The organism is Pseudomonas sp. KH_046_2, assembly GCF_057838985.1.
The window spans coordinates 1,085,834-1,107,075 of the sequence record NZ_CM174480.1 but is presented as its reverse complement, the minus strand read 5'-3'; the positions used below and the strand labels follow the sequence as shown (position 1 = coordinate 1,107,075).

The following is a 21,242-nucleotide window of genomic DNA, read 5'->3' as shown; positions in this document are numbered from 1 at the left end:
GAAGTTGAAACTTAGATCGCTTTGAGCGTGCCTTTTGGCAGCGTGGCGGCGATGGCGCCTTTCTGGAACTTCATTTCGACGGTGTCGGAAACTTCCAGAACGACGAAATCGTCGGCCACTTTAGTGATCTTGCCGGCGATGCCGCCGGTGGTCACAACTTCGTCGCCTTTCTGCAGGCTGCTCAGCAGGTTTTTCTGCTCTTTGGCGCGCTTGGCCTGTGGACGCCAGATCATCAGGTAGAAGATGACCAGGAAGCCGACCAGGAAAATCCACTCGAAACCGCCGCCCATTGGGCCGGCAGCAGGTGCAGCGGCGTCAGCCATGGCATTAGAGATAAAAAAGCTCATTTAGCACTCCAGTTGCAAATGTTGAATCTTGGGGTCAGTAAACTCAGTCCAAAGGCGGAACAGGCAACCCGCGTTTGGCGTAGAAGGCATCGACAAAGGCGGCCAATGTACCCTGTTGAATAGCCTCGCGCAAACCAGCCATAAGCACTTGATAATGGCGCAAGTTATGGATGGTATTGAGCATGCTTCCCAGCATTTCGCCGCATTTGTCCAGGTGATGCAGATAAGCGCGGGAGAAGTTCTGGCAGGTATAGCAATCGCAGGTCGGATCGAGCGGCGAATCATCATGGCGATGGAACGCGTTTCGGATCTTCAGCACGCCGGTATCAATGAACAGATGCCCATTGCGGGCATTACGGGTTGGCATCACGCAATCGAACATGTCCACACCGCGGCGCACACCCTCAACCAGATCTTCCGGTTTGCCAACGCCCATAAGGTAACGAGGTTTGTCAGCCGGCATCATGCCCGGCAGGTAATCCAGCACCTTGATCATTTCATGCTTGGGCTCGCCCACCGACAGGCCGCCGATGGCCAGGCCGTCGAAGCCGATCTGATCGAGGCCTTCCAGGGAGCGCATGCGCAGGTCCTGGTGCATGCCGCCCTGCACGATGCCGAACAGCGCCGCCGTGTTGTCGCCATGGGCTTCTTTCGAACGCTTGGCCCAACGCAGGGACAACTCCATGGAAATACGGGCGACGTCTTCGTCAGCCGGGTACGGCGTGCATTCGTCGAAAATCATCACGATGTCGGAGCCCAGGTCACGCTGGACCTGCATCGACTCTTCCGGGCCCATGAACACCTTGGCGCCGTCGACTGGAGAAGCGAAGGTCACGCCCTCCTCCTTGATCTTGCGCATGGCGCCCAGGCTGAACACCTGGAAACCGCCGGAGTCGGTCAGGATCGGGCCTTTCCACTGCATGAAATCGTGCAGGTCGCCGTGCTTCTTGATCACTTCCGTGCCCGGGCGCAGCCACAGGTGGAAGGTGTTGCCCAGAATGATTTCAGCGCCAGTCGCCTCGATATCCCGTGGCAGCATGCCCTTGACCGTGCCGTAGGTGCCCACCGGCATGAAAGCCGGGGTCTCGACGGTACCGCGCGGGAAGGTCAAACGACCGCGACGAGCCTTGCCATCAGTGGCCAGCAGCTCGAAAGACATACGACAGGTGCGACTCATACAGTTTCCTCTGGGCCCGATTCTTTAGGGGCAGTCGGCGCAGGATTACGCGTGATGAACATCGCATCACCGTAGCTGAAAAAGCGGTAACCGTTGTCCACGGCGGCCTTATAGGCGGCCATGGTCTCGGGATAACCGGCGAACGCCGAAACCAGCATCAACAGCGTGGATTCGGGCAAATGGAAGTTGGTGACCAGGGCATCGACCACATGAAACGGCCGGCCCGGGTAGATGAAAATGTCGGTGTCGCCACTGAACGGCTTGAGCACGCCATCGCGGGCGGCGCTTTCCAGGGAACGCACGCTGGTGGTCCCCACGGCCACCACGCGACCACCGCGAGCGCGGCAGGCGGCAACCGCATCGACCACGTCCTGGCCGACTTCCAGCCATTCGCTGTGCATGTGGTGGTCTTCGAGCTTCTCCACGCGCACCGGCTGGAACGTGCCGGCACCGACGTGCAGGGTCACGAACGCAGTCTCGACGCCCTTGGCGGCAATCGCCTCCATCAGCACCTGATCGAAATGCAGCCCCGCCGTCGGCGCCGCCACCGCGCCCAAACGCTCGGCGTAGACAGTCTGGTAACGCTCGCGGTCGGCGCCTTCATCCGGACGGTCTATATAAGGAGGCAGCGGCATGTGCCCGACGCGGTCGAGCAGCGGCAACACCTCTTCGGCAAAGCCCAGCTCAAACAACGCATCGTGCCGCGCCAGCATCTCGGCCTCGCCACCGCCGTCGATCAGGATCTTCGACCCCGGCTTGGGCGACTTGCTGGACCGCACATGGGCCAGCACGCGATGACTGTCGAGCACCCGCTCCACCAGGATTTCCAGCTTGCCGCCGGAAGCCTTCTGGCCAAACAGCCGCGCCGGAATCACCCGGGTATTGTTGAACACCATCAAATCGCCGGGGCGCAAATGCTCCAGCAAATCAGTGAATTGACGGTGTGCCAGGGCGCCGCTGACCCCATCCAGGGTCAACAGACGACTATTGCGCCGCTCGGCCAGCGGATGGCGGGCGATCAGCGAATCAGGGAGCTCGAAAGTAAAGTCAGCAACGCGCATGATGGGGTTCGTCTAGCAGGGCCGGGAAGTCTAGCGGAAATATCAAAAATTCTCCATGTACCTGATTGACCAGCGGTTATCTCATCTCTATACTTCGCCGCCATTGAGCCCTGATGGCGGAATTGGTAGACGCGGCGGATTCAAAATCCGTTTTCGAAAGGAGTGGGAGTTCGAGTCTCCCTCGGGGCACCAAAATTAAGAAAGGTCTTGCTTTGCAAGGCCTTTTTTTTCGTCTGCAATAAAGTGGCTGACACCCCACCGACCCGTAGGAGCCGGCTTGCTGGCGATGCTTTTGCTCCTGCTCTTCTCTTCCACGCCACCCGCACCGCCGGAACATTTCACAAGGATTCCCCCCCATGGAATTGCACCTGGAAACCGTCGCCCTCTTCTCCCTCAAACTGGCTTATGAATCGGAAGGTCAGAGCCCGATTTTGCGTGACGATTTGGTCATGGGTGATTACCAGCGGGATGTGTTTGAGTTGCTGGTGCGGCGGGGGGATGTTGAGACGATCCAGGCGAAGGTGGATGAGTGTGTGGGGTTGGCGCTGGAAGCCATTGGGGGTGTGGATAAGCCGTTGGGGCGGGAGTTGCAGAGGTTGGCGGGTGAATTTGCCACTACTCAGACGATAGAGCAGCTTGATGCCCCGCTCATCGCGCTCAAGGATTATCTGAAAGACATACAGTGAGTAAAGGCAGTCGGCCCAAAGATTGGGAAAGCCTGACTACTGGGCCGATGCTGGTCGTTGCGTCTTATCCAAAATAAATCTGTCCCTTTCCGCTGAGCTTGAAGGACCTTGCTAACCTACCCTCCAAGGAAGAAAATCGCGAACGCATATCGCTAAATACTAAATAAATGCGAAAAATGGATTTTCGATGATTGCACCATCATAGATCCAGCCTCAACAAGGATGGCTATTTTTTGCACGAGGACTAACTATGAGCAACGTAAATATCCGTAGGGCTATCGAAAATATTCGATCTGGAACAAGTGTGTACACGCCACTAATCGAATCTATAGTCAACGCAATTCAAGCGATTGAAGCCAACAAAAACCCAAAAGGCTTAATCGAAATTATTGTCATCAGAGAAAAACAGATATCGCTAGACGCATCATTACCAGAAATAACCGGATTTATAATTACCGACAACGGAATTGGCTTCAATGACGTTAACAGAGACTCATTTGACACTCTATATTCCGCACATAAAATTGTGGAAGGAGGAAAGGGGTTTGGGCGACTAACCTACTTAAAATATTTCGACGAAGCAATAATCGAAAGCACATTCCTGAGTGGAAGTAGTCTTTTCTTTCGAACCTTCAAAATGGGAAAAGACAACGATATTATCGTTGATGAAACTAAATCAAGCATAACAGGTGGCACGCCTGGATCCAGAGTCACACTAGCCAATTTAAAAAGCGTAAAACTTCCAGACAAAAAGACCCATACAATCGCAAGAGTCCTTGTAGAAAAGCTGCTACCATATTTCTACATAAAACCAGAATCACTCCCTCAGATAGTCCTTAGAGAGGAGGACGAATCAAACCCCATAACATTGAACAATTTCATTGAAAAGGAAGGCTCTCACTTAATTGAAGAAATTGAGTCTGCCAGCGGCGAATTCCATCTCGAGGGCACTTCAGGACCCGAACTATTTACAGCGCGAGTATTTAAGTTTTACTCACCGAAAACCCAGACTAGCAAAGTTAGCCTTGTCGCTCATCGACGGGAAGTGACCAGCGTATAACTCCACAAATATATCCCTGAATTTATTGATGAATTTTACGATAGAGTCCTTACCGATCTCGAAGTAAAAGATAGAAACTTCATAATAAAAATATATGTCTTTGGAAAATACCTAGACGACAACGTCTCCCTTGAAAGAGGGGGATTTGAGTTTCAAAAAGACAACGACATCATCCTGGGAGTTTCCCAATCACAAATTGAAAGCATTGCATCAGATTTCGCAAAAAAAGCAGTGGATGATGAAGTAGACGCCCGAATACTAAAAAAATTAGAACGAGTCTCACATTATGTGAGAGATAATGCTCCATGGCACACACAGATCCTGAAGCACGCCGACCTTTCGGACCTCCCTTACAACGCTAAAGATGAAGAAATCGAAAGCAGACTACAACAAATAAAATACGAGCAAGAAGTACAGATCAAAGGCCAAATGCGGCAAATTCTTGCGACAACTGAGCAATCTGACATTGAAGAAAAAACAGCAGAAATAATAGAAAAAATCTCAGAAGCCAGCAAAAACGATTTGGTTCACTATATAGCGCCAAGAAAAAATATAATTGAATTATTCGAAAAAAACCTAGAAACCAATATTGATGGAAAGTACTCCTCTGAAGGAATTGTGCATGACATCATATTCCCCAGAAAGGGTGACTCCCTTTCAACACCACTCAAAGACCACAACCTATGGTTAATCGATGAAAGGCTGAATTTCACACACTACCTTTCTTCGGACCTTCCACTCCAAGGCAATAGCGATCGCCCAGACTTAATCGCCTACGATAAACGGGTGTTATTCCGAGGTGAAAACGTAGAAAGCAACCCTGTAACAATTTTCGAATTTAAAAAGCCCCAACGAGATGACTTCACCAATCCGTCCTCCAGTGAAGACCCAGTTACGCAAATCATAAGATACGTGAGAAAAATCCGAAATGGGGAGTTTAAAACACCAACTGGCAGAGAGATATTGATCGGAGATAACACGCCTTTTTATGGTTACGTTATCTGTGAACTAACTCAAAAAACCAAAAGCTGGCTTGAAGATGAAAAAGACTTCAAACCTATGCCAGATCGACTCGGCTATTTCAAATGGCATGACAGCTTGAACCTTTATATTGAGGTTCTCGGCTGGGATAAAATACTTAAAGACGCGAACATCCGAAACAAGATATTCTTCCATAAACTTGGCATAAACTTCTGAGAGTCAACTCACCTCTAACCAAAAGCCAATTTCAAAAATCGGCCCCCTCACCGAAAAAAAAGAAAAAAGGGGACAGATTTATTTTTAAAGTAATAGATTTTTCCCATTTTTTGTTTAAAAAGAACAATTTAAGGAGCTGAAGTAAGGATGAAAACTGTATACATTCTTGGGGCAGGGTTCTCTGTCGAGGCAGGCGCGCCGACCCAGGCTGCCATCTTGCGTGAGGCATTCGATCTCTACAAAGAGAACCCTCATGTCTTTGAGCCTACAAAGTTTGATGAATTTACCAGTTTCCTCAGAGAACAACTAAATGTGACGGATGGTGGTTTTTCAAATATTGATCTTGAAGATATATTTACACCACTGGATCGATGCTTAGCTGAAAGCTCTCAATTCAGAGGTATCAGTCTTGATAAAATCATGAAAGTTCGTGAATCTGTATTTTATGTTGTTGGCCGCACCATCCAACTTTTGCTAAACAGAACTAATAAATCAAAAGATTATATAGACCGTTTCGCGGACCACCTTACTGAATTGTCCTCGGTACGCGCTGGGGTTGCGTACAAGAGAAATGATCCTGTTAGCGTAATTAGCACGAACTGGGATATTCTTCTTGATAATTCAATATACAAATCGCTGCTAGCGCACAAACAATATGATGGAGTTGTGGACTACTGCTGCTACATAAGCTCAAAAGATGAAAATGATACAACAGTAATCCCTGGCCTGGAAAAGCTTGGCCAAGGTGGCTTTAACGTAAAGCTTCTAAAACTTCATGGCTCTCTAAATTGGTTGCAATGCCCAAGATGCGCAAGGCTTTATGCGAAGTTCTTTGAAAAGGAAGCCATGCATAACTTTGAACATTCTACTTCATGCCGTCATTGTGACAGGAACTTTCCTGAAGAAACGGGTAGGCATTTACTTTCTCAGAATTTAATAATGCCAACCTATTTAAAGAATTTATCAAATCCGCAATATAGAATTATTTGGCAAAATGCCGGCATTGAAATTTCAGAAGCGGATAGGATTGTTTTCATAGGATACTCATTGCCTCAAGCTGACTTTGAAATGCGTCAATTACTTTCAAGAATGACAAGGAAAGAGGCAAAAATACATGTAGTTGACTACATTTCCGAGGGGAATAGTGAGTATATAAGAGGGCACTGGTTAAAATTTTTTGGGAATCGTGAAATAACTTTTAGTTTCGATGGCGCAAAATCATTTGTTAACAGCTTGTAGTCATTTCGTCCTTCGCTGGCGCAGCTTTAGTGAGTTGACTATATCGACCAACGGAGTTGGTTATGTCTGGAGTTTTTTTTGGCTGAATGTCAGGTACTGGGCAGATAGCGGACTTTGAGCGTAACGGCTGCCACATGCGCAACGAACAAAACGCGGATATAACACATTTTTCTGCTCGGCTGGTTTGAAGATCGAGACCCTTTGAAGGTTGCAGGAAAAGGATCTGGACGCTACCCTTCCACCGTCGCTGCCAATTCAGCGACCGGGTGTGGAAACCCGTGTAATTCAAGGCGCAACAGCGCCCCCATCACGTCTGCCGGCGCTTTTTTTTGTGTCTGCGGCGTGAGTTATGGCGGCTGTGCGTGGGACGTCTTCGGGCGTGCCGGTTTCCTTGATTCCCGGTTTTCCACCCTGCGCACAGCTGTCACCCATTCGTGTGGAAACGAACGTGGCAGCTCCTCATATCAAGGAGTTGGATAATGCGCAGTATCAATCCGTTTGAAATTTGGCTTTTCCCTCTACGCACTTCCCAATCGCGTAACACCCTCCACCATTGCCTCTCCATCCTCGGAGGTGGCCAATGACTGAACAATCTGAACTCAAAACCATCGGCCTGACACCGGCCATCTACTGTGCGGATCAAGCGCTGTTTCATGTCACTCGTGATGTTCCGCTTGGGGATGCGTTGGCGATGGCTTCTGATTTTCTGTTTCTCGCCAAGGCGCTGACCCAAGATGCGGCTTACGCCAAAGACACGGACTATCACGCCTGGGCTGCGCATTATTTGACTGCGATGAGTAAGGCGGTGGTGGATGATGCGGTGAAGGTGCTTACTCGGGATCGGGGGTTTGGATCGACGTCTAAGCAGGCGACGGAAGCTGGGGGATAGCTTCTGGCTCTAGACGTCAGGCATCAGCTTGTAGAGGCGAGTTTGGTTGCGATAGCGCGGGCACTCATCGGAAATGGTGGTGCCTTGAGTTTTTCGCGAGCTCGCTCCTACAGGGGGTGTGGCTGTCTGGTGGGTAATAGCCCCGAGTTTTCGGGGTTTGTATCGAAGCCAGTTAGATCCCGAACAGTTTTCGAGGAAAGCCAGTTTCATCTGGAAACCCCATCGCTTTGAAAGTGCAGCCGGGCATAGCAGGCTTGCGATCGATCAGATCAGCAACGTCGTTGATCCAGGTCGAAGCGGGGGCGATCTTCTGTAGCAGAAACCATATGACCGCAATTAACCCGTACAGCCGCTTGAGCGCGTGCTGATCCAGCCCCAACACCTGAAAATACGGTTCCAAGGGGACCGATAACGGGTTAGCCGAAGCCTGATTCCAGATGCGGGTATGGTGAGCACAGCGGTTGCGCAAATGGCTGATTTGCTGCATCCACCGGCTGAGCATCTTGGCGTTGTTCAAACCGAGGCGTGCGAGTATTAGATTCTGATATTTGCTAGTGAGCAGTTCGAAGAACTCCGAAAGATCCCCGAAATCCCAAGCTTCCACGGCGACCCAAACGGGAATGGACTTACCGGCTCGCAGGTGCCACTGAATGCAGTCCTCCTTGCTCCGCGCAATATGCAACTGCTGTTTCAGACTCCAGTCTGTCCACTTGTTCCGCGCATTACCACGGCTGTCCGTGTATGGCTGGGTCCATTTGTGCAGAATGAATTTCACATCGGTGTAGGCCATCGGGTCGTGATATCCAACCTCGTGAGCCGTTATAGTCTTGAGGTGGACCTCCAGACGCTCGACTGCATCCAGCATGAGCATTCGCAATCGTTTATCGAACTGGTAAAGGTCTACGATCGCATCGAAAGAGGTGGTCGCTTGGAAAGTGTCCAGACGAAGAGGCTTGCCCGCGACCGGGCAGACTTCTTGCTGAAGGCCGTTCATTTTGAATTCCCGCGCCGGGTACCAGAATCCGCTGAGACGGTAATACCCTAGCTGCGCGAGCTTGCGTTCCGCACGTGACGGGTCATCGATTTGCACACCCCTGCTGGTCAGGAGCGCAACCATGTCAGGATACGTAAGGAAAGGCTTCGGAGGGGCTGGCTTAGGCAACTTCCATGTTCCATAAACAAGAAGGCCCGAACGTAATGCCGGACTGAGCCAGCACCAGAGGATCGGGCGCGATTGGGATCCATGCTGCCGCAGCCTAATAACAATGTCAACGTCAACGTCGCCAGCAGGAACGGTGGTTGCCTCGGATTTTTCGCGAGCGAGCTCGCTCCTACAGGGGCTGTGGTGGTTTTTTGGATCTGCAACACCCGAGTTCTTCTGGTGAACGCTTTCCCCAGCGATCCACTGTGCATACATCCTGAAACCTCCACGCGGGCCGCATTCTTCTAGACTCAATACAAGGTCGTAGACAGAACCAAACACGTCGCTCTGGTGCGGCCGAATCAAGGGCCGCGTGGCAATCTGGCTTTTATGCCCCTATAGAGGCGCGGCAAAGACCGTGCCGGGCACAACAAGATGCCCGCTCAGGGTGCCCTGGCCGACGGTCTGTAGATGCCACGATACCGTGACGTGGTGTGAATGCCGCAGCCGACACTTTCGGACAACCGACGACCGCCTGGTTTGTCCGTGACCGTGAGGATTGCTGAATGCCTGATGAGATGTTGCACCTGCCTGTGGTCAACAGTCTGCTGGAGCGCCACAAGGGTACTCCGGGTGCGCTGTTGCCCATTCTTCATGATATTCAGGAGCGCATCGGTTACATCCCCGATGTCGCCGTCCCCGAGATTGCCCATGCCCTCAACCTCAGCCAGGCCGAGGTTCGTGGGGTGATCAGTTTTTACCATGACTTCCGTACCACGCCGCCCGCGCGGCATATCCTGCGGCTATGCCGGGCGGAGTCGTGCCAGAGCCGTGGCGCCGAGCAGCTTGCCGCGCAGTTGCGCGAGCGCCTGCAACTGGACGATCACGGCAGCAGCGCTGACGGCAGCATCAGTTTGCGTCCGGTGTATTGCCTTGGCGCCTGCGCCTGTTCGCCGGCTCTGGAGCTGGATGGTCGGGTGCATGCGCGGCTCAGTGCCGAGCGTCTGGATGCATTGCTCGACGCTTGCCGGGAGGACGCGTGATGCCGGCTTTCTATCTGTCCCGTGATTCGGTGGCCCGTGCCGTGGGCGCCGAAGAGGTTGTAGTAGCCCTTATCACCCATGCCCGGGGACGCATTGTGCCCCTGGAGATACAACGCACCAGCTCGCGTGGCCTGTACTGGCTGGAACCACTGCTGGAAGTGGACACGCCGCAAGGCCGTTTCGGCTTCGGTCCGCTGACGGCTGCGGATGTGCCGTCGGTGCTCGATGCACTGCAAGGCGAGCCATCCGCTCATCCGCTGGCCTTGGGCCTGGTGGAAGAGTTGCCTTATCTGAAGACTCAACAACGCCTGTTGTTCGCCCGCGCCGGCATTACCCAGCCGCTGTCGTTGGAGGATTACCGGGCCCACGGCGGTTTCGAGGGTTTGACCCAGGCCATCGCCATTGGCGGCGAGCAAACCGCGACGGCGGTGTTCGATTCCGGCCTGCGTGGCCGTGGCGGCGCGGCCTTCCCGGCCGGGATCAAATGGCGCACGGTTCGCGGCACTCAGGCTGCGCAGAAATACATCGTATGCAACGCCGACGAAGGCGACTCCGGCACCTTTGCCGACCGCATGCTGATGGAAGGCGACCCCTTCCTGTTGATCGAAGGCATGGCCATTGCCGGCATTACCGTCGGCGCCACCTTCGGCTACATCTATGTGCGCTCGGAATATCCGGATGCCGTGGCCACGCTGCGCGCAGCGTTGAACATCGCCCGAGATGCCGGTTATTTGGGCGCCAATGTCGGCGGCAGCGGCCTGGCCTTCGATATGGAAGTGCGCGTCGGGGCCGGTGCTTACATCTGCGGTGAAGAAACCGCGCTGCTGGACTCCCTCGAAGGCAAGCGCGGGATCGTCCGCGCCAAGCCGCCGATCCCCGCGTTACAGGGCTTGTTCGGCCTGCCGACGCTGGTGCACAACGTGCTGACCCTGGCCTCGGTGCCGCTGATTCTGGCCAAGGGCGCGCAGTTCTATCGCGACTACGGTATGGGCCGTTCCCTGGGCACCATGCCTTTCCAGCTGGCGGGCAATGTGCGGCGCGGCGGCCTGGTGGAACGGGCCTTTGGCCTGACCCTGCGGGAACTGGTGGAAGACTACGGCGGTGGCACCGCCAGTGGCCGCCCGTTGAAAGCTGCGCAGGTGGGAGGTCCTCTTGGCGCCTGGGTGCCACCTTCGCAATTCGACACGCCGCTGGATTACGAAGCCTTTATGGCCATCGGCGCGATGCTCGGTCACGGTGGTGTGGTGGTGGCTGACGACACCCTCGACATGGCCCGCATGGCGCGCTTCGCCATGCAGTTCTGTGCCGAGGAATCCTGTGGCAAATGCACCCCCTGCCGCATCGGCTCGACCCGGGGCGTCGAGGTGATCGACCGCCTGCTGGCCGCGCCCGACCAGAACAGTCGCGATGAACAGGTGATCATCCTCAAGGACCTGTGCGACACCCTGCAATACGGTTCGCTGTGCGCGTTGGGCGGCATGACGTCTTATCCCGTGGCCAGCGCCCTCAAGCACTTCCCCGCTGACTTCGGTCTGCAAGCCTCGGAGGCCGAGCAATGATCACTCTCTTCGACCCGAAAACAGACATTGACCTGGGTACTCCGGCCCGCGACAGCCAGGTGCAAGTCACCCTGAACATCGATGGCCGCAGCATCAGCGTGCCCGAAGGCACCTCGGTGATGCGCGCCGCTGCGCTGCTGGGCACCACCATTCCCAAACTCTGTGCCACCGACAGCCTGGAAGCCTTCGGCTCCTGCCGCATGTGCCTGGTGGAGATCGACGGCATGCGCGGTTATCCGGCGTCCTGCACCACGCCGGTCAGCGAAGGCATGAGCGTGCACACCCAGACGCCAAAGCTTGCGACGCTGCGGCGCAACGTCATGGAGTTGTACATTTCCGATCACCCGCTGGACTGCCTGACCTGCTCGGCCAACGGCAACTGCGAGCTGCAAACCGTGGCCGGTCAGGTTGGCCTGCGGGAAGTGCGCTACGGCTATGAAGGCGACAACCATTTGGCCGACGTGAAGGACACGTCCAACCCCTACTTCGACTACGACCCGAGCAAGTGCATCGTCTGCAACCGCTGCGTGCGTGCCTGCGAGGAAACCCAGGGCACCTTTGCCTTGACCATTACCGGGCGCGGTTTTGAATCACGCGTGGCCGCTGCCGGTGGGGATAACTTTCTCGATTCGGAATGCGTGTCCTGCGGCGCCTGTGTGCAGGCTTGCCCTACCGCAACGCTGATGGAAAAAAGCGTGGTTGAACTGGGGCAACCCGAACGCAGCGTGATCACCACCTGCGCCTATTGCGGGGTGGGTTGCTCGTTCCGCGCCGAGATGAAAGGCGACCAACTGGTGCGCATGGTTCCGGACAAGAACGGCCAGGCCAACCACGGCCACTCCTGCGTCAAAGGGCGCTTTGCCTGGGGTTATGCGACCCACCCGGATCGCATCACCAAGCCGATGATCCGCAAAAACATCAGCGACCCGTGGCAGGAAGTCAGTTGGGATGAGGCGGTGACCTACGCCGCCAGCGAATTCCGCCGCTTGCAGCAAACCTACGGCCGCGATTCCATCGGTGGCATCACCTCCAGCCGCTGCACCAACGAAGAAACCTACCTGGTGCAAAAACTGGTGCGCGCCGCCTTCGGCAACAACAACGTCGACACCTGCGCGCGGGTCTGCCACTCGCCGACCGGCTATGGCCTGAAGCAAACGCTTGGCGAGTCCGCCGGCACCCAGAGTTTCGACTCGGTGATGCAGGCCGACGTGATTTTGGTGATGGGCGCCAACCCCAGCGACGCCCACCCGGTGTTCGCCTCCCAACTCAAACGCCGCCTACGTGAAGGCGCGCGGCTTATTGTCATCGATCCGCGTCGCATCGATCTGGTGGATACGGTGCATGCCCGCGCCGAGTATCACCTGGCCCTGCGCCCCGGCACCAACGTCGCCATGCTCAATGCGCTGGCTCATGTGATTGTCACTGAAGGACTGCTCAACCAGGCCTTTATCGACGCCCGTTGCGAGGACAGCGATTTCGCGATCTGGAGTGAGTTCGTCAGCCGTGCGGAAAACTCGCCGGAAGCCCTTGGCCCTGTCTGCGGCGTACCCGCTGCCGACATCCGTGCCGCTGCGCGCCTGTATGCCACCGGTGGCAACGCGGCGATCTACTACGGCCTGGGTGTCACCGAGCACAGCCAGGGCAGTACCTCGGTGATGGGCATCGCCAACCTCGCCATGGCCACCGGCAACATCGGTCGCGAAGGCGTGGGCGTGAACCCGCTGCGCGGGCAGAACAACGTACAGGGCTCCTGTGACATGGGTTCCTTCCCCCACGAGTTACCCGGTTACCGGCACATCTCCAACGAGGTGGTACGGGCGCAGTTCGAGCAGGCCTGGAACGTCACCCTGCAACCCGACCCGGGCCTGCGCATCCCCAACATGTTCGAGTCGGCCCTGGCCGGCAGCTTCAAGGGCCTGTATTGCCAGGGCGAAGACATCGCCCAGAGCGACCCGAATACCCAGCACGTCACCGCCGCTTTGTCGGCCATGGAGTGCGTGGTGGTGCAGGACATTTTCCTCAACGAAACCGCCAAATTCGCCCACGTGTTTTTACCGGGCAGTTCGTTCCTGGAAAAAGACGGCACCTTCACCAACGCCGAACGACGCATCTCCCGGGTGCGCAAGGTCATGGAACCGCTGGGCGGCAAGGCCGACTGGGAAGGCACCGTGGCCCTGGCCAATGCCTTGGGTTACCCGATGAATTACCAGCATCCGTCGCAAATCATGGATGAGATCGCCAGCCTGACGCCGACCTTCACCAACGTCAGCTACGCCGAACTGGACCGCCACGGCAGCCTGCAATGGCCGTGCAACGCCGAGGCACCGGATGGCACGCCGACCATGCACATCAATGAGTTCGTGCGCGGCAAGGGGCGCTTCATGCTCACCGGCTACGTGCCCACCGAGGAGAAGGTCAACAGTCGCTATCCGCTGCTGCTGACCACCGGGCGCATCCTCAGCCAGTACAACGTCGGCGCCCAGACGCGGCGTACCGACAACGTCGCCTGGCATGACGAAGACCGCCTGGAAATCCACCCGACCGACGCCGAGAGCCGTGGCATCAACGAAGGTGACTGGGTCGGCATCGGGAGCCGCGCCGGGCAGACCGTGCTGCGTGCGCGGATCACCGAACGGGTCGCCCCAGGCGTGGTGTACACCACCTTCCACTTCCCGGAATCGGGGGCCAACGTGATCACCACCGACAACTCCGACTGGGCCACCAACTGTCCGGAGTACAAGGTCACCGCCGTGGAGGTCAGCCGCGTTTATCACCCTTCGGAGTGGCAGAAACGCTTCCAGGAATTCAGCGATGAACAGCATCGTCTGCTGAAGGAACGTCGGCACCCTGAGAAAGCCGAGGTGCGCAAATGAGCACGGACAACCTGATCAAGATGGCCAACCAGATCGCCCAGTACTTCGCCAGCCAGCCGGACCAGCAACAGGCGGTGCTCAGCGTGCGCAATCATATGCAGATGTACTGGGCGCCCAGCATGCGCAAGGAATTGCTGGCCTGGCAGACGGAACATCAGGGGGCGGATTTGCACCCACTGGTGCAGGCGGCGGTGACTGGGGCGGGTTGGGAGGCTTAGCCTGCTGACCAAAAAACTGTAGGAGCGAGCCTGCTCGCGATGGTCGTCAACGATAACGCGCGAATCCTGGATAAGCGCGGTGTCCTTGAGACCATCGCGAGCAAGCTCGCTCCTACACACCCTTCCTCGAGGCCGTCACGGTCACTTCAATCGCCCGCACGCTGATCGCCGCGAATGTCGCGGTCATCAGCACGCCGTTGAAACCCAGCAGGATCGCCAGCACCCGTGATATGCCCAGCTTGGGCACCAGTTCTCCATAGCCGATGGTCAGGCCTGTCACGAAGGCGAAGTAGACCCCGTCATCAGGGCTCCATCCTTCCAGTTGGGCGATGACGAGGCCGATCGCGATGATCACCAAAAGCAGTATCGAGAAGATCGGCCACACCACTTTGAAATAGAACCAGACGGCTTTGTAGAACTCTTTGCGGACGTTTGATGCACGGGTGAAGTTCATGTCGTGGGCTTCCTGGGGTCTGCCTGACCGGCTATTGAATGCACGGCGGTTCAATACCCCGTTCAGCTTGGCACAAGCGCTGAAAACTGCGACCAACGGGGCGTTATCTTTGGCGAGGACTATGACAAAGATGACGCCGACCGGGCTATCCAGAAACCGCCTGCTGCTGGACTCGTTGTAGGAGCGAGCTCGCTCGCGATGGTCGTTAACGATAACGCGTGTTCACTGGCTAAACGCGGCGCTCTCCAGTCCATCGCGAGCAAGCTCGCTCCTACAAAAAATTTGCAACCATCGGGGACGGCGGCAGGTTTATCCCTCAGTTCGCTTCAGTTTCCCGAATCAGCTTCTTGTTGATCTTGCCGACGCTGGTCTTGGGGATTTCGGCGACGAACTTGAACTGCTTGGGGATCGCCCATTTGTTGATGCGCCCGCCGTCGACGAAGGTTTGCAAATGCACCTCCAGGATCTTGCGGTCGAGGTATTGCCCCGGCTCGCAGACGACCATAGCCATCGGGCGTTCGCCCCACTGTTCATCGGCAATGCCCACCACGGCGACGGACATCACGCCCGGGTGTTCGCTGATCAGGCTTTCCAGTTCCAGGGAGCTGATCCACTCGCCGCCGGTCTTGATCACGTCCTTGATGCGGTCCTTGATTTCCACGCCGCCCAATGGGTCGATCGAGGCCATGTCACCGGTGTGCAGCCAGCCGTTGTGCCACAGCTCCGCGCCTTTGTCCGGGGCTTTCAGATAGCCCTGGGTCAGCCACGGCGCGCGCACCACGATCTCGCCCAGGGACTCGCCGTCATGGACCACGTCATTGCCTTCGGCGTCGATGATCTTCAGATCGACCATCGGCACCGGCGTGCCGGTCTTGATGCGGATCGGCAGTTGCGCTTCGGCGGACAGCTGCAGGTCTTCATCGCGCAGGTAGGTCAGGCACAGCAACGGGCAGGTCTCGGACATGCCGTAGCCGGCGTGCACCACCATGCCTTTGGCATTGGCTTCGCTGGCCACGCCCAGGGTCAGCGCGCTGCCGCCCAAGAGCATTTTCCAGCCGTCGAAACGGGTCGCCTTGCCTTCTTCACAGTTGAGGATCATCTGCAAGATGGTCGGCACGCAGTGGGAGAAGGTCACCTTCTCTTCGCGGTACAGCCTGACCAGGCTGTTGGGCTCGTAGCGGCCGGGGTAGACCTGCTTGATGCCCATCAGGGTCGCGACATAAGGCACGCCCCACGCATGCACATGGAACATCGGCGTGATGGGCATGTACACATCGTCGGAACGCAACAGCGGCTGGCCCTGATAAGCGCCCAGAGTGCCGACGGCATTCAGGGTGTGCAGCACCAGTTGGCGGTGCGTGAAGTACACGCCTTTCGGGTCGCCGGTGGTGCCGGTGGTGTAGAACAGCGTGGCGACCGAGTTCTCGTCGAAATCGGGGAAGTCGTACTGCTCCGGGGCCAGGGACAGCAGGTTCTCGTACTCGCCAAGCACCGGCAGCGCGGTGGTGGTCGCCTCGTCATCGGTGAGCTGCAGGTAGCCTTTTACGGTTTCCAGCCGACCGTGGATCTGCTCGACCAGGGGCAGGAAATCATCATGCACCAGCACCAGGTCATCCTCGGCGTGGTTCATGGTGAACAGCACCTGCTCCGGCGACAGGCGAATGTTCACGGTGTGCAGCACCGCGCCGATCATCGGCACGGCGAAGAAGCATTCCAGGTAACGGTGGCTGTCCCAGTCGAGCAAAGCCACGGTGTCGCCAGCCTTGACCCCGGCCGCCGTCAGCGCATTGGCCAGGCGGCGAATACGCTTGTTGAGGGTCTCGTAGCTGTAGCGCAGCTTGTCGGCGTAGACGATTTCCCGGCCCGGCTCGTAGCGCACGCCGGACAGCAGCAATTGCTTGATCAGCAAGGGATAGGCATAAGCACCGTCGGCGGGCGGAATTATTTTTGTCGCCATCATGTTTAAGGTTCCTTGTCCTTTCGATCAGAACTGATCGGCTTGCAGCTCGTAGAGGCAGTCGCTGCCGGCCTTGGCCGATGCGCTCAACGAGTGGATACGCGGCAGCAACCGGGCGAAGTAGAAACGCGCGGTGGCCAGTTTGCTGGTGTAGAAATCGTCCTCGGCATCGCCGCTCATCACGGCCTTGGCCATGCGTGCCCACATGTAGGCGTACGCGGTGTAGCCGAACACGTGCAGGTACTCGACCGAGGCCGCGCCGATTTCGTTCGGGTTGTTTTGTGCCCGGTCCAGCAGCCACGCGGTCAGGTCGTCAAGGGTGTCGACGGCGGCGTTCAGCGGTTGGGTGAACTCGCCCAGGTCCGCGCCGGCACTGGCGGTGAATTCGCGGATTTCCGAAGCGAACTGACGGTAGAGCGCCCCGCCACTACCGACGATCTTGCGCCCGGCCAGGTCCAGCGACTGGATGCCGTTGGTGCCTTCGTAGATCTGGGTGATGCGCACGTCGCGCACCAGTTGCTCCTGGCCCCATTCGCGGATGTAGCCGTGGCCGCCGAAGACCTGCTGGCCGTGGATGGTGGTTTCCAGGCCCATGTCGGTGAGGAAGGCCTTGGCCACCGGGGTCAGCAGCGATACCAGGTCCTGCGCGCGCTGGCGTGTCGGTGCGTCTTCGCTGTACTTGGCGATGTCCAGTTGCAGGGCCACGTAGCTGGAGAACGCACGGCCGCCTTCGTTCAAGGCTTTCATGGTCAGCAGCATGCGGCGCACGTCCGGGTGCACGATGATCGGGTCGGCCGCCTTGTCCTTGTGCTGCGCGCCGGTCGGTGCGCGACTTTGCAGGCGGTCACGGGCGTAGGCGACAGCGTTCTGGTACGAACGCTCGCCCTGCGCCAGGCCTTGAATTCCGACACCCAGACGCTCGTAGTTCATCATGGTGAACATGGCCGCCAGGCCTTTGTTCGGTGCGTCGACGATCCAGCCGGTGGCGCCGTCGAAGTTCATCACGCAGGTGGCGGAGGCCTTGATGCCCATCTTGTGTTCGATGGAGCCGCAGGACAGCGCGTTGTTTTCACCCAGCGATCCGTCGGCGTTGACCAGCACTTTCGGCACCAGGAACAGCGAGATGCCTTTCGGTCCGGCCGGTGCATCCGGCAGTCGCGCCAGTACCAGATGGATGATGTTCTCGGTCAGGTCGTGCTCGCCACCGGTGATGAAAATCTTGCTGCCGCTGACCTTGTAACTGCCATCGGCCTGGGGTTCAGCCTTGGTGCGGATCAGGCCCAGGTCGGTACCGGAATGGGCTTCGGTCAGGCACATCGAACCGGTCCAGGTGCCGGCGTACATGTTCGGCAAATAGGTGGCTTTCAGTTCTTCACTGGCGTGGGCCTTGATCGACAGGCAGGCGCCGGCGGTCAGCATCGGGTACAGGCCGAACGACAGGCTGGCCGAGTTGACCATTTCTTCGACCTGCGCCGAAATCGCCTTGGGCATGCCCATGCCGCCGTACTGCGGATCACCGCCGACACCCACCCAACCGCCTTCGGCGAAGGCTTGATAGGCCTGGGCAAAACCGTCCGGGGCGGTGACCGCGCCGTCGTTCCAGGTGCAGCCCTGTTCGTCGCTGGCGCGGTTCAGTGGTGCGATCACTTCGGCGCTGATCTTGCCGGCCTCTTCAAGGATGGCGGCGGCGGTCTCTTCATCGATCACGTCGGCCAGGCCGGGCAATTGTGCCCAGAGCCGGGACACCTGGAAAACCTCGTTGAGTACGAAGCGCATGTCGCGCAGGGGAGCTTTGTAATCAGACATCTTGGCTTACTCGGAAGTGGTCACGGCATGCGGCATGCCAGGACGTTCAGTGGATTCAGTGTTTTCGGTTGCCGCGACAGAACCGGGCTGAGGGGCCCGTTCGCGCAGCAGGAAGTACGAAAGCGCAGGAATGAGGATCAACGCGCCGAGCATGTTCCACAGGAACATGAAGGTCAGCAGGATGCCCATGTCGGCCTGGAACTTGATCGGCGACCAGACCCAGCACACCACACCGGCGGCGAGGGTGATGCCCACCAGCCCGACCACGCGGCCGGTGAAGGACACGGCGTTGCGGTAGGCCTGGGACAAAGGCAAGCCCTGGCGCTGGAAGTGCAACTGCACGCTGAGCAGGTACAAGGCGTAGTCCACGCCGATGCCCACGCCGAGGGCGATCACCGGCAGGGTCGCGACTTTCACGCCGATGCCCATGGCCACCATCAAGGCTTCGCAGAGAATCGAGGTCAGCACCAGCGGCAACAGCGCCACCAGCGTGGCGCGCCAGCTGCGGAAGGTGATCAGGCAGAACAGCGTCACCGCCGCATACACGTACAGCAGCATGGTGCGGTTGGCTTCGCGCACGACGATGTTGGTCGCGGCTTCAATACCGGCTGTACCGGCGGCGAGCAGGAACTGGCGATCCGCGGTGCTGTTTTCCTTGGCGAACTTGTCGGCAATCGCCACCACCGCGTCCAGGGTTTCAGCCTTGTGATCCTTGAGGAAGGTGATCACCGGCATCAGCGAGCAGTCGGTGTTGAACAGTTCTGGGGAGTTGACCGAGGCTTGCTGGGCGGCGTAGTTCAGCACGTCCTGGTTGCGCTGGATGCTGTTGAGCTTGGGGTTGCCCTCATAAGTACCGGCGGTGATCTGGCGTACCGCGTTGACCAAGGACGCGGTCGCCTGCACCCCCGGATACTGTTGCAGCTCCCAGGCCAGGCGATCGGCCAGGACCAGGGTCTTGTAGTTCAGGCAGCCTTCCGGCGCGGTCTTGATCATCACCGCGAACAGGTCGCTGGACAGCGCGTAATGCTGGGTGATGTAGGCGTTGTCGCGGTTGTAGCGCGAGTCGGCGCGCAACTCCGGCGCCCCGCTTTCCAGGTCACCGATCTTCAGGTTCAGGCTGACCATGAAACCGCCGATACCCATCAACACCGCGACCAGAACGGCGCCCGTGGCCCACTTGGCGGTGGTGAAGCGATCGAGCGCGTCCCACAGTTTACCGAAGCCTTTGTGCTTCTCTGCGCGGTTGTCGATTTTCAGCGCACGCTCGGCGGCTTTCGCGCCGACACCGACATAGGACAGTGCCACCGGCATCAACAACAGCGAGGTGAAGATCAGTACCGCGACACCGATACTGGCGGTGATCGCCAGATCCTGGATTACCGGGATGTCGATCAGCATCAGCACGGCGAAGCCCACGGCGTCGGCCAGCAGCGCGGTGACACCGGCAATGAACAGACGGCGGAAGGTGTAGCGCGCAGCGATCAGTTTGTGGGTGCCACGGGCGATGTCCTGCATGATGCCATTCATCTTCTGCGCGGCGTGGGACACACCGATGGCGAAGATCAGGAACGGTACCAGCACCGAGTACGGATCGATGGCGTAGCCGAGCCAGGCGACGATGCCCAGTTGCCAGACCACCGCGATCAGCGAGCAGCCGACCACCAGCAGGGTGCTGCGCACGCAACGGGTGTAGCCGTAGATGATGATCAGCGAAGTGACCACGGCCAGGCCGAAGAACATCATCACCTGGATCAGGCCGTCGATCAGGTCGCCCATGAGTTTGGCGAAGCCGATCACCCGCACCTTGTAATGGCCGGTGCCTTCGACCCCGGATTTACGCGCAGCGCTGTCGCCAGCGTATTCGATCTTGTCGCGCAACTGCTCTTCGAGCATCTGCGAGAAAGCGTGGTAGTTGATGCGCTGGCCACCGGCGGCGGCTTTGTCCATCAGCGGCACGATCAGCATGGTCGACTTGAAGTCGCTGGCCACCAGGCTGCCGACGAGGCCAGCGCGGGAGATGTTCTGGCGCAGTTGTTCGATCTGTTCAGGCTGCCCCGAATAGGTGTCGGGCATCACCGGGCCACCCTGGAAACCGTCCTCGGTGACTTCGGTCCAGCGCACGGCCGGGCTCCACAGCGACTTCATCCACGCGCGGTCGACGCCTTCGGTGAGGAACAGCTGGTCGTTGACCTGCTTGAGCACGTCGAGGTACTCGGTGTCGAAAATATCGCCCTGGGTGTTCTCGACCACCACCCGCACCGAGTTGCCCAGGCCGCGCAGCGAAGCGCGGTTTTCCAGGAAGTTCTGGATGTAGGGCTGGCTCTGGGGAATCATTTTTTCGAAGCTTGGGCGCAACTCCAGGCGAGTCACCGCCATGAAGCCCAGCACCACGGTGGCGAGCGCCATCAGCAGCATGAACAGCGGGCGGTAGTTGAACACCAGCCGTTCTAGGAGGTTGCCGGAGCGGTGGTCGAAATCCCGCAGGTCGCGGATCACCGGCATGGCGTCTTGTTTGATATTGCCCATGTCTGGGTT

At 57.5% G+C, this 21,242-nt stretch carries 17 protein-coding genes and 1 tRNA gene; 10 read left to right on the top strand and 8 right to left on the bottom strand.

Annotated features, from left to right (window positions below):
* Nucleotides 1-11: 11 nt before the first annotated feature.
* From yajC to queA, 3 genes are read right to left on the bottom strand one after another with little or no spacing between them, the layout of a single operon-like run.
* The gene (yajC, locus tag AC3IX1_RS04990; protein WP_007982729.1) at nt 12-347 is read right to left on the bottom strand and encodes a preprotein translocase subunit YajC; all 336 of its coding nucleotides are present in this window, start codon (nt 345-347) and stop codon (nt 12-14) included.
* Nucleotides 348-390: 43 nt separating this feature from the next.
* Nucleotides 391-1,506: a tRNA guanosine(34) transglycosylase Tgt gene (gene tgt / locus AC3IX1_RS04985; protein ID WP_191624894.1), complete on the bottom strand. Its 1,116-nt coding sequence runs from the start codon at nt 1,504-1,506 to the stop codon at nt 391-393.
* Nucleotides 1,507-1,520: 14 nt separating this feature from the next.
* On the bottom strand, nt 1,521-2,585 hold the full coding sequence (queA, locus tag AC3IX1_RS04980; RefSeq protein WP_056721282.1) for a tRNA preQ1(34) S-adenosylmethionine ribosyltransferase-isomerase QueA: 1,065 nt from the start codon (nt 2,583-2,585) through the stop codon (nt 1,521-1,523).
* 107 nt (nt 2,586-2,692) lie between these two features.
* Between queA and AC3IX1_RS04975 the strand changes: the two genes are divergently transcribed.
* The 6 genes from AC3IX1_RS04975 to AC3IX1_RS04950 all read left to right on the top strand — a co-directional run bounded on the left by AC3IX1_RS04975 (nt 2,693) and on the right by AC3IX1_RS04950 (nt 7,656).
* Nucleotides 2,693-2,777: transfer RNA gene (locus tag AC3IX1_RS04975), tRNA-Leu, on the top strand.
* 164 nt (nt 2,778-2,941) lie between these two features.
* Nucleotides 2,942-3,271 (top strand): hypothetical protein, encoded by a 330-nt coding sequence (locus AC3IX1_RS04970; RefSeq protein WP_489387358.1) that lies wholly within the window; start codon nt 2,942-2,944, stop codon nt 3,269-3,271.
* 250 nt (nt 3,272-3,521) lie between these two features.
* A complete protein-coding gene (locus AC3IX1_RS04965; protein WP_489387357.1) occupies nt 3,522-4,331 on the top strand; it encodes an ATP-binding protein in 810 nt (269 codons plus the stop codon).
* Between the two features lie 231 nt (nt 4,332-4,562).
* Entirely contained in the window at nt 4,563-5,528 is a 966-nt protein-coding gene (locus tag AC3IX1_RS04960; RefSeq protein ID WP_489387356.1) for a hypothetical protein, read from the top strand.
* 147 nt (nt 5,529-5,675) lie between these two features.
* A complete protein-coding gene (locus AC3IX1_RS04955) occupies nt 5,676-6,767 on the top strand; it encodes an SIR2 family protein (protein ID WP_489387355.1) in 1,092 nt (363 codons plus the stop codon).
* A 580-nt stretch (nt 6,768-7,347) separates the two neighbouring features.
* Complete coding sequence (locus AC3IX1_RS04950; RefSeq protein WP_489387354.1) at nt 7,348-7,656, top strand: DUF3077 domain-containing protein; 309 nt, start codon at nt 7,348-7,350, stop codon at nt 7,654-7,656.
* A 172-nt stretch (nt 7,657-7,828) separates the two neighbouring features.
* Here AC3IX1_RS04950 and AC3IX1_RS04945 read toward each other — a convergent pair whose 3' ends face one another.
* Complete coding sequence (locus AC3IX1_RS04945; RefSeq protein ID WP_489387353.1) at nt 7,829-8,773, bottom strand: Abi family protein; 945 nt, start codon at nt 8,771-8,773, stop codon at nt 7,829-7,831.
* Between the two features lie 590 nt (nt 8,774-9,363).
* Here AC3IX1_RS04945 and AC3IX1_RS04940 point away from each other — a divergent pair.
* The 4 genes from AC3IX1_RS04940 to AC3IX1_RS04925 are packed head-to-tail and all read left to right on the top strand — an operon-like array spanning nt 9,364 to nt 14,490.
* Nucleotides 9,364-9,840, top strand: coding sequence for a formate dehydrogenase subunit gamma (locus AC3IX1_RS04940; protein ID WP_150754863.1), 477 nt, complete (start codon nt 9,364-9,366; stop codon nt 9,838-9,840).
* Entirely contained in the window at nt 9,840-11,399 is a 1,560-nt protein-coding gene (locus AC3IX1_RS04935; protein WP_489387352.1) for a formate dehydrogenase beta subunit, read from the top strand. The genes AC3IX1_RS04940 and AC3IX1_RS04935 overlap by 1 nt, the downstream gene beginning before the upstream one ends.
* Entirely contained in the window at nt 11,396-14,272 is a 2,877-nt protein-coding gene (gene fdhF, locus AC3IX1_RS04930; protein ID WP_489387351.1) for a formate dehydrogenase subunit alpha, read from the top strand. Before AC3IX1_RS04935 ends, fdhF begins: the two co-directional genes overlap by 4 nt.
* Nucleotides 14,269-14,490 carry a formate dehydrogenase subunit delta gene (locus AC3IX1_RS04925; RefSeq protein ID WP_046040259.1) on the top strand — a complete coding sequence of 74 codons (222 nt, stop codon included), beginning with the start codon at nt 14,269-14,271 and terminating at the stop codon, nt 14,488-14,490. The genes fdhF and AC3IX1_RS04925 overlap by 4 nt, the downstream gene beginning before the upstream one ends.
* Before the next feature lie 112 nt (nt 14,491-14,602).
* On the opposite strand, the gene AC3IX1_RS04920 is transcribed toward AC3IX1_RS04925, so the two are convergent.
* From AC3IX1_RS04920 to AC3IX1_RS04905, 4 genes are all read right to left on the bottom strand, one after another.
* Nucleotides 14,603-14,944 (bottom strand): potassium channel family protein, encoded by a 342-nt coding sequence (locus AC3IX1_RS04920; RefSeq protein ID WP_489387350.1) that lies wholly within the window; start codon nt 14,942-14,944, stop codon nt 14,603-14,605.
* 316 nt (nt 14,945-15,260) lie between these two features.
* The gene (locus tag AC3IX1_RS04915; RefSeq protein WP_489387349.1) at nt 15,261-16,904 is read right to left on the bottom strand and encodes a fatty acid--CoA ligase; all 1,644 of its coding nucleotides are present in this window, start codon (nt 16,902-16,904) and stop codon (nt 15,261-15,263) included.
* A 24-nt stretch (nt 16,905-16,928) separates the two neighbouring features.
* Complete coding sequence (locus AC3IX1_RS04910; RefSeq protein WP_489387348.1) at nt 16,929-18,707, bottom strand: acyl-CoA dehydrogenase C-terminal domain-containing protein; 1,779 nt, start codon at nt 18,705-18,707, stop codon at nt 16,929-16,931.
* Between the two features lie 6 nt (nt 18,708-18,713).
* Nucleotides 18,714-21,233, bottom strand: coding sequence for an efflux RND transporter permease subunit (locus AC3IX1_RS04905; protein ID WP_489387347.1), 2,520 nt, complete (start codon nt 21,231-21,233; stop codon nt 18,714-18,716).
* Nucleotides 21,234-21,242: the final 9 nt, after the last annotated feature.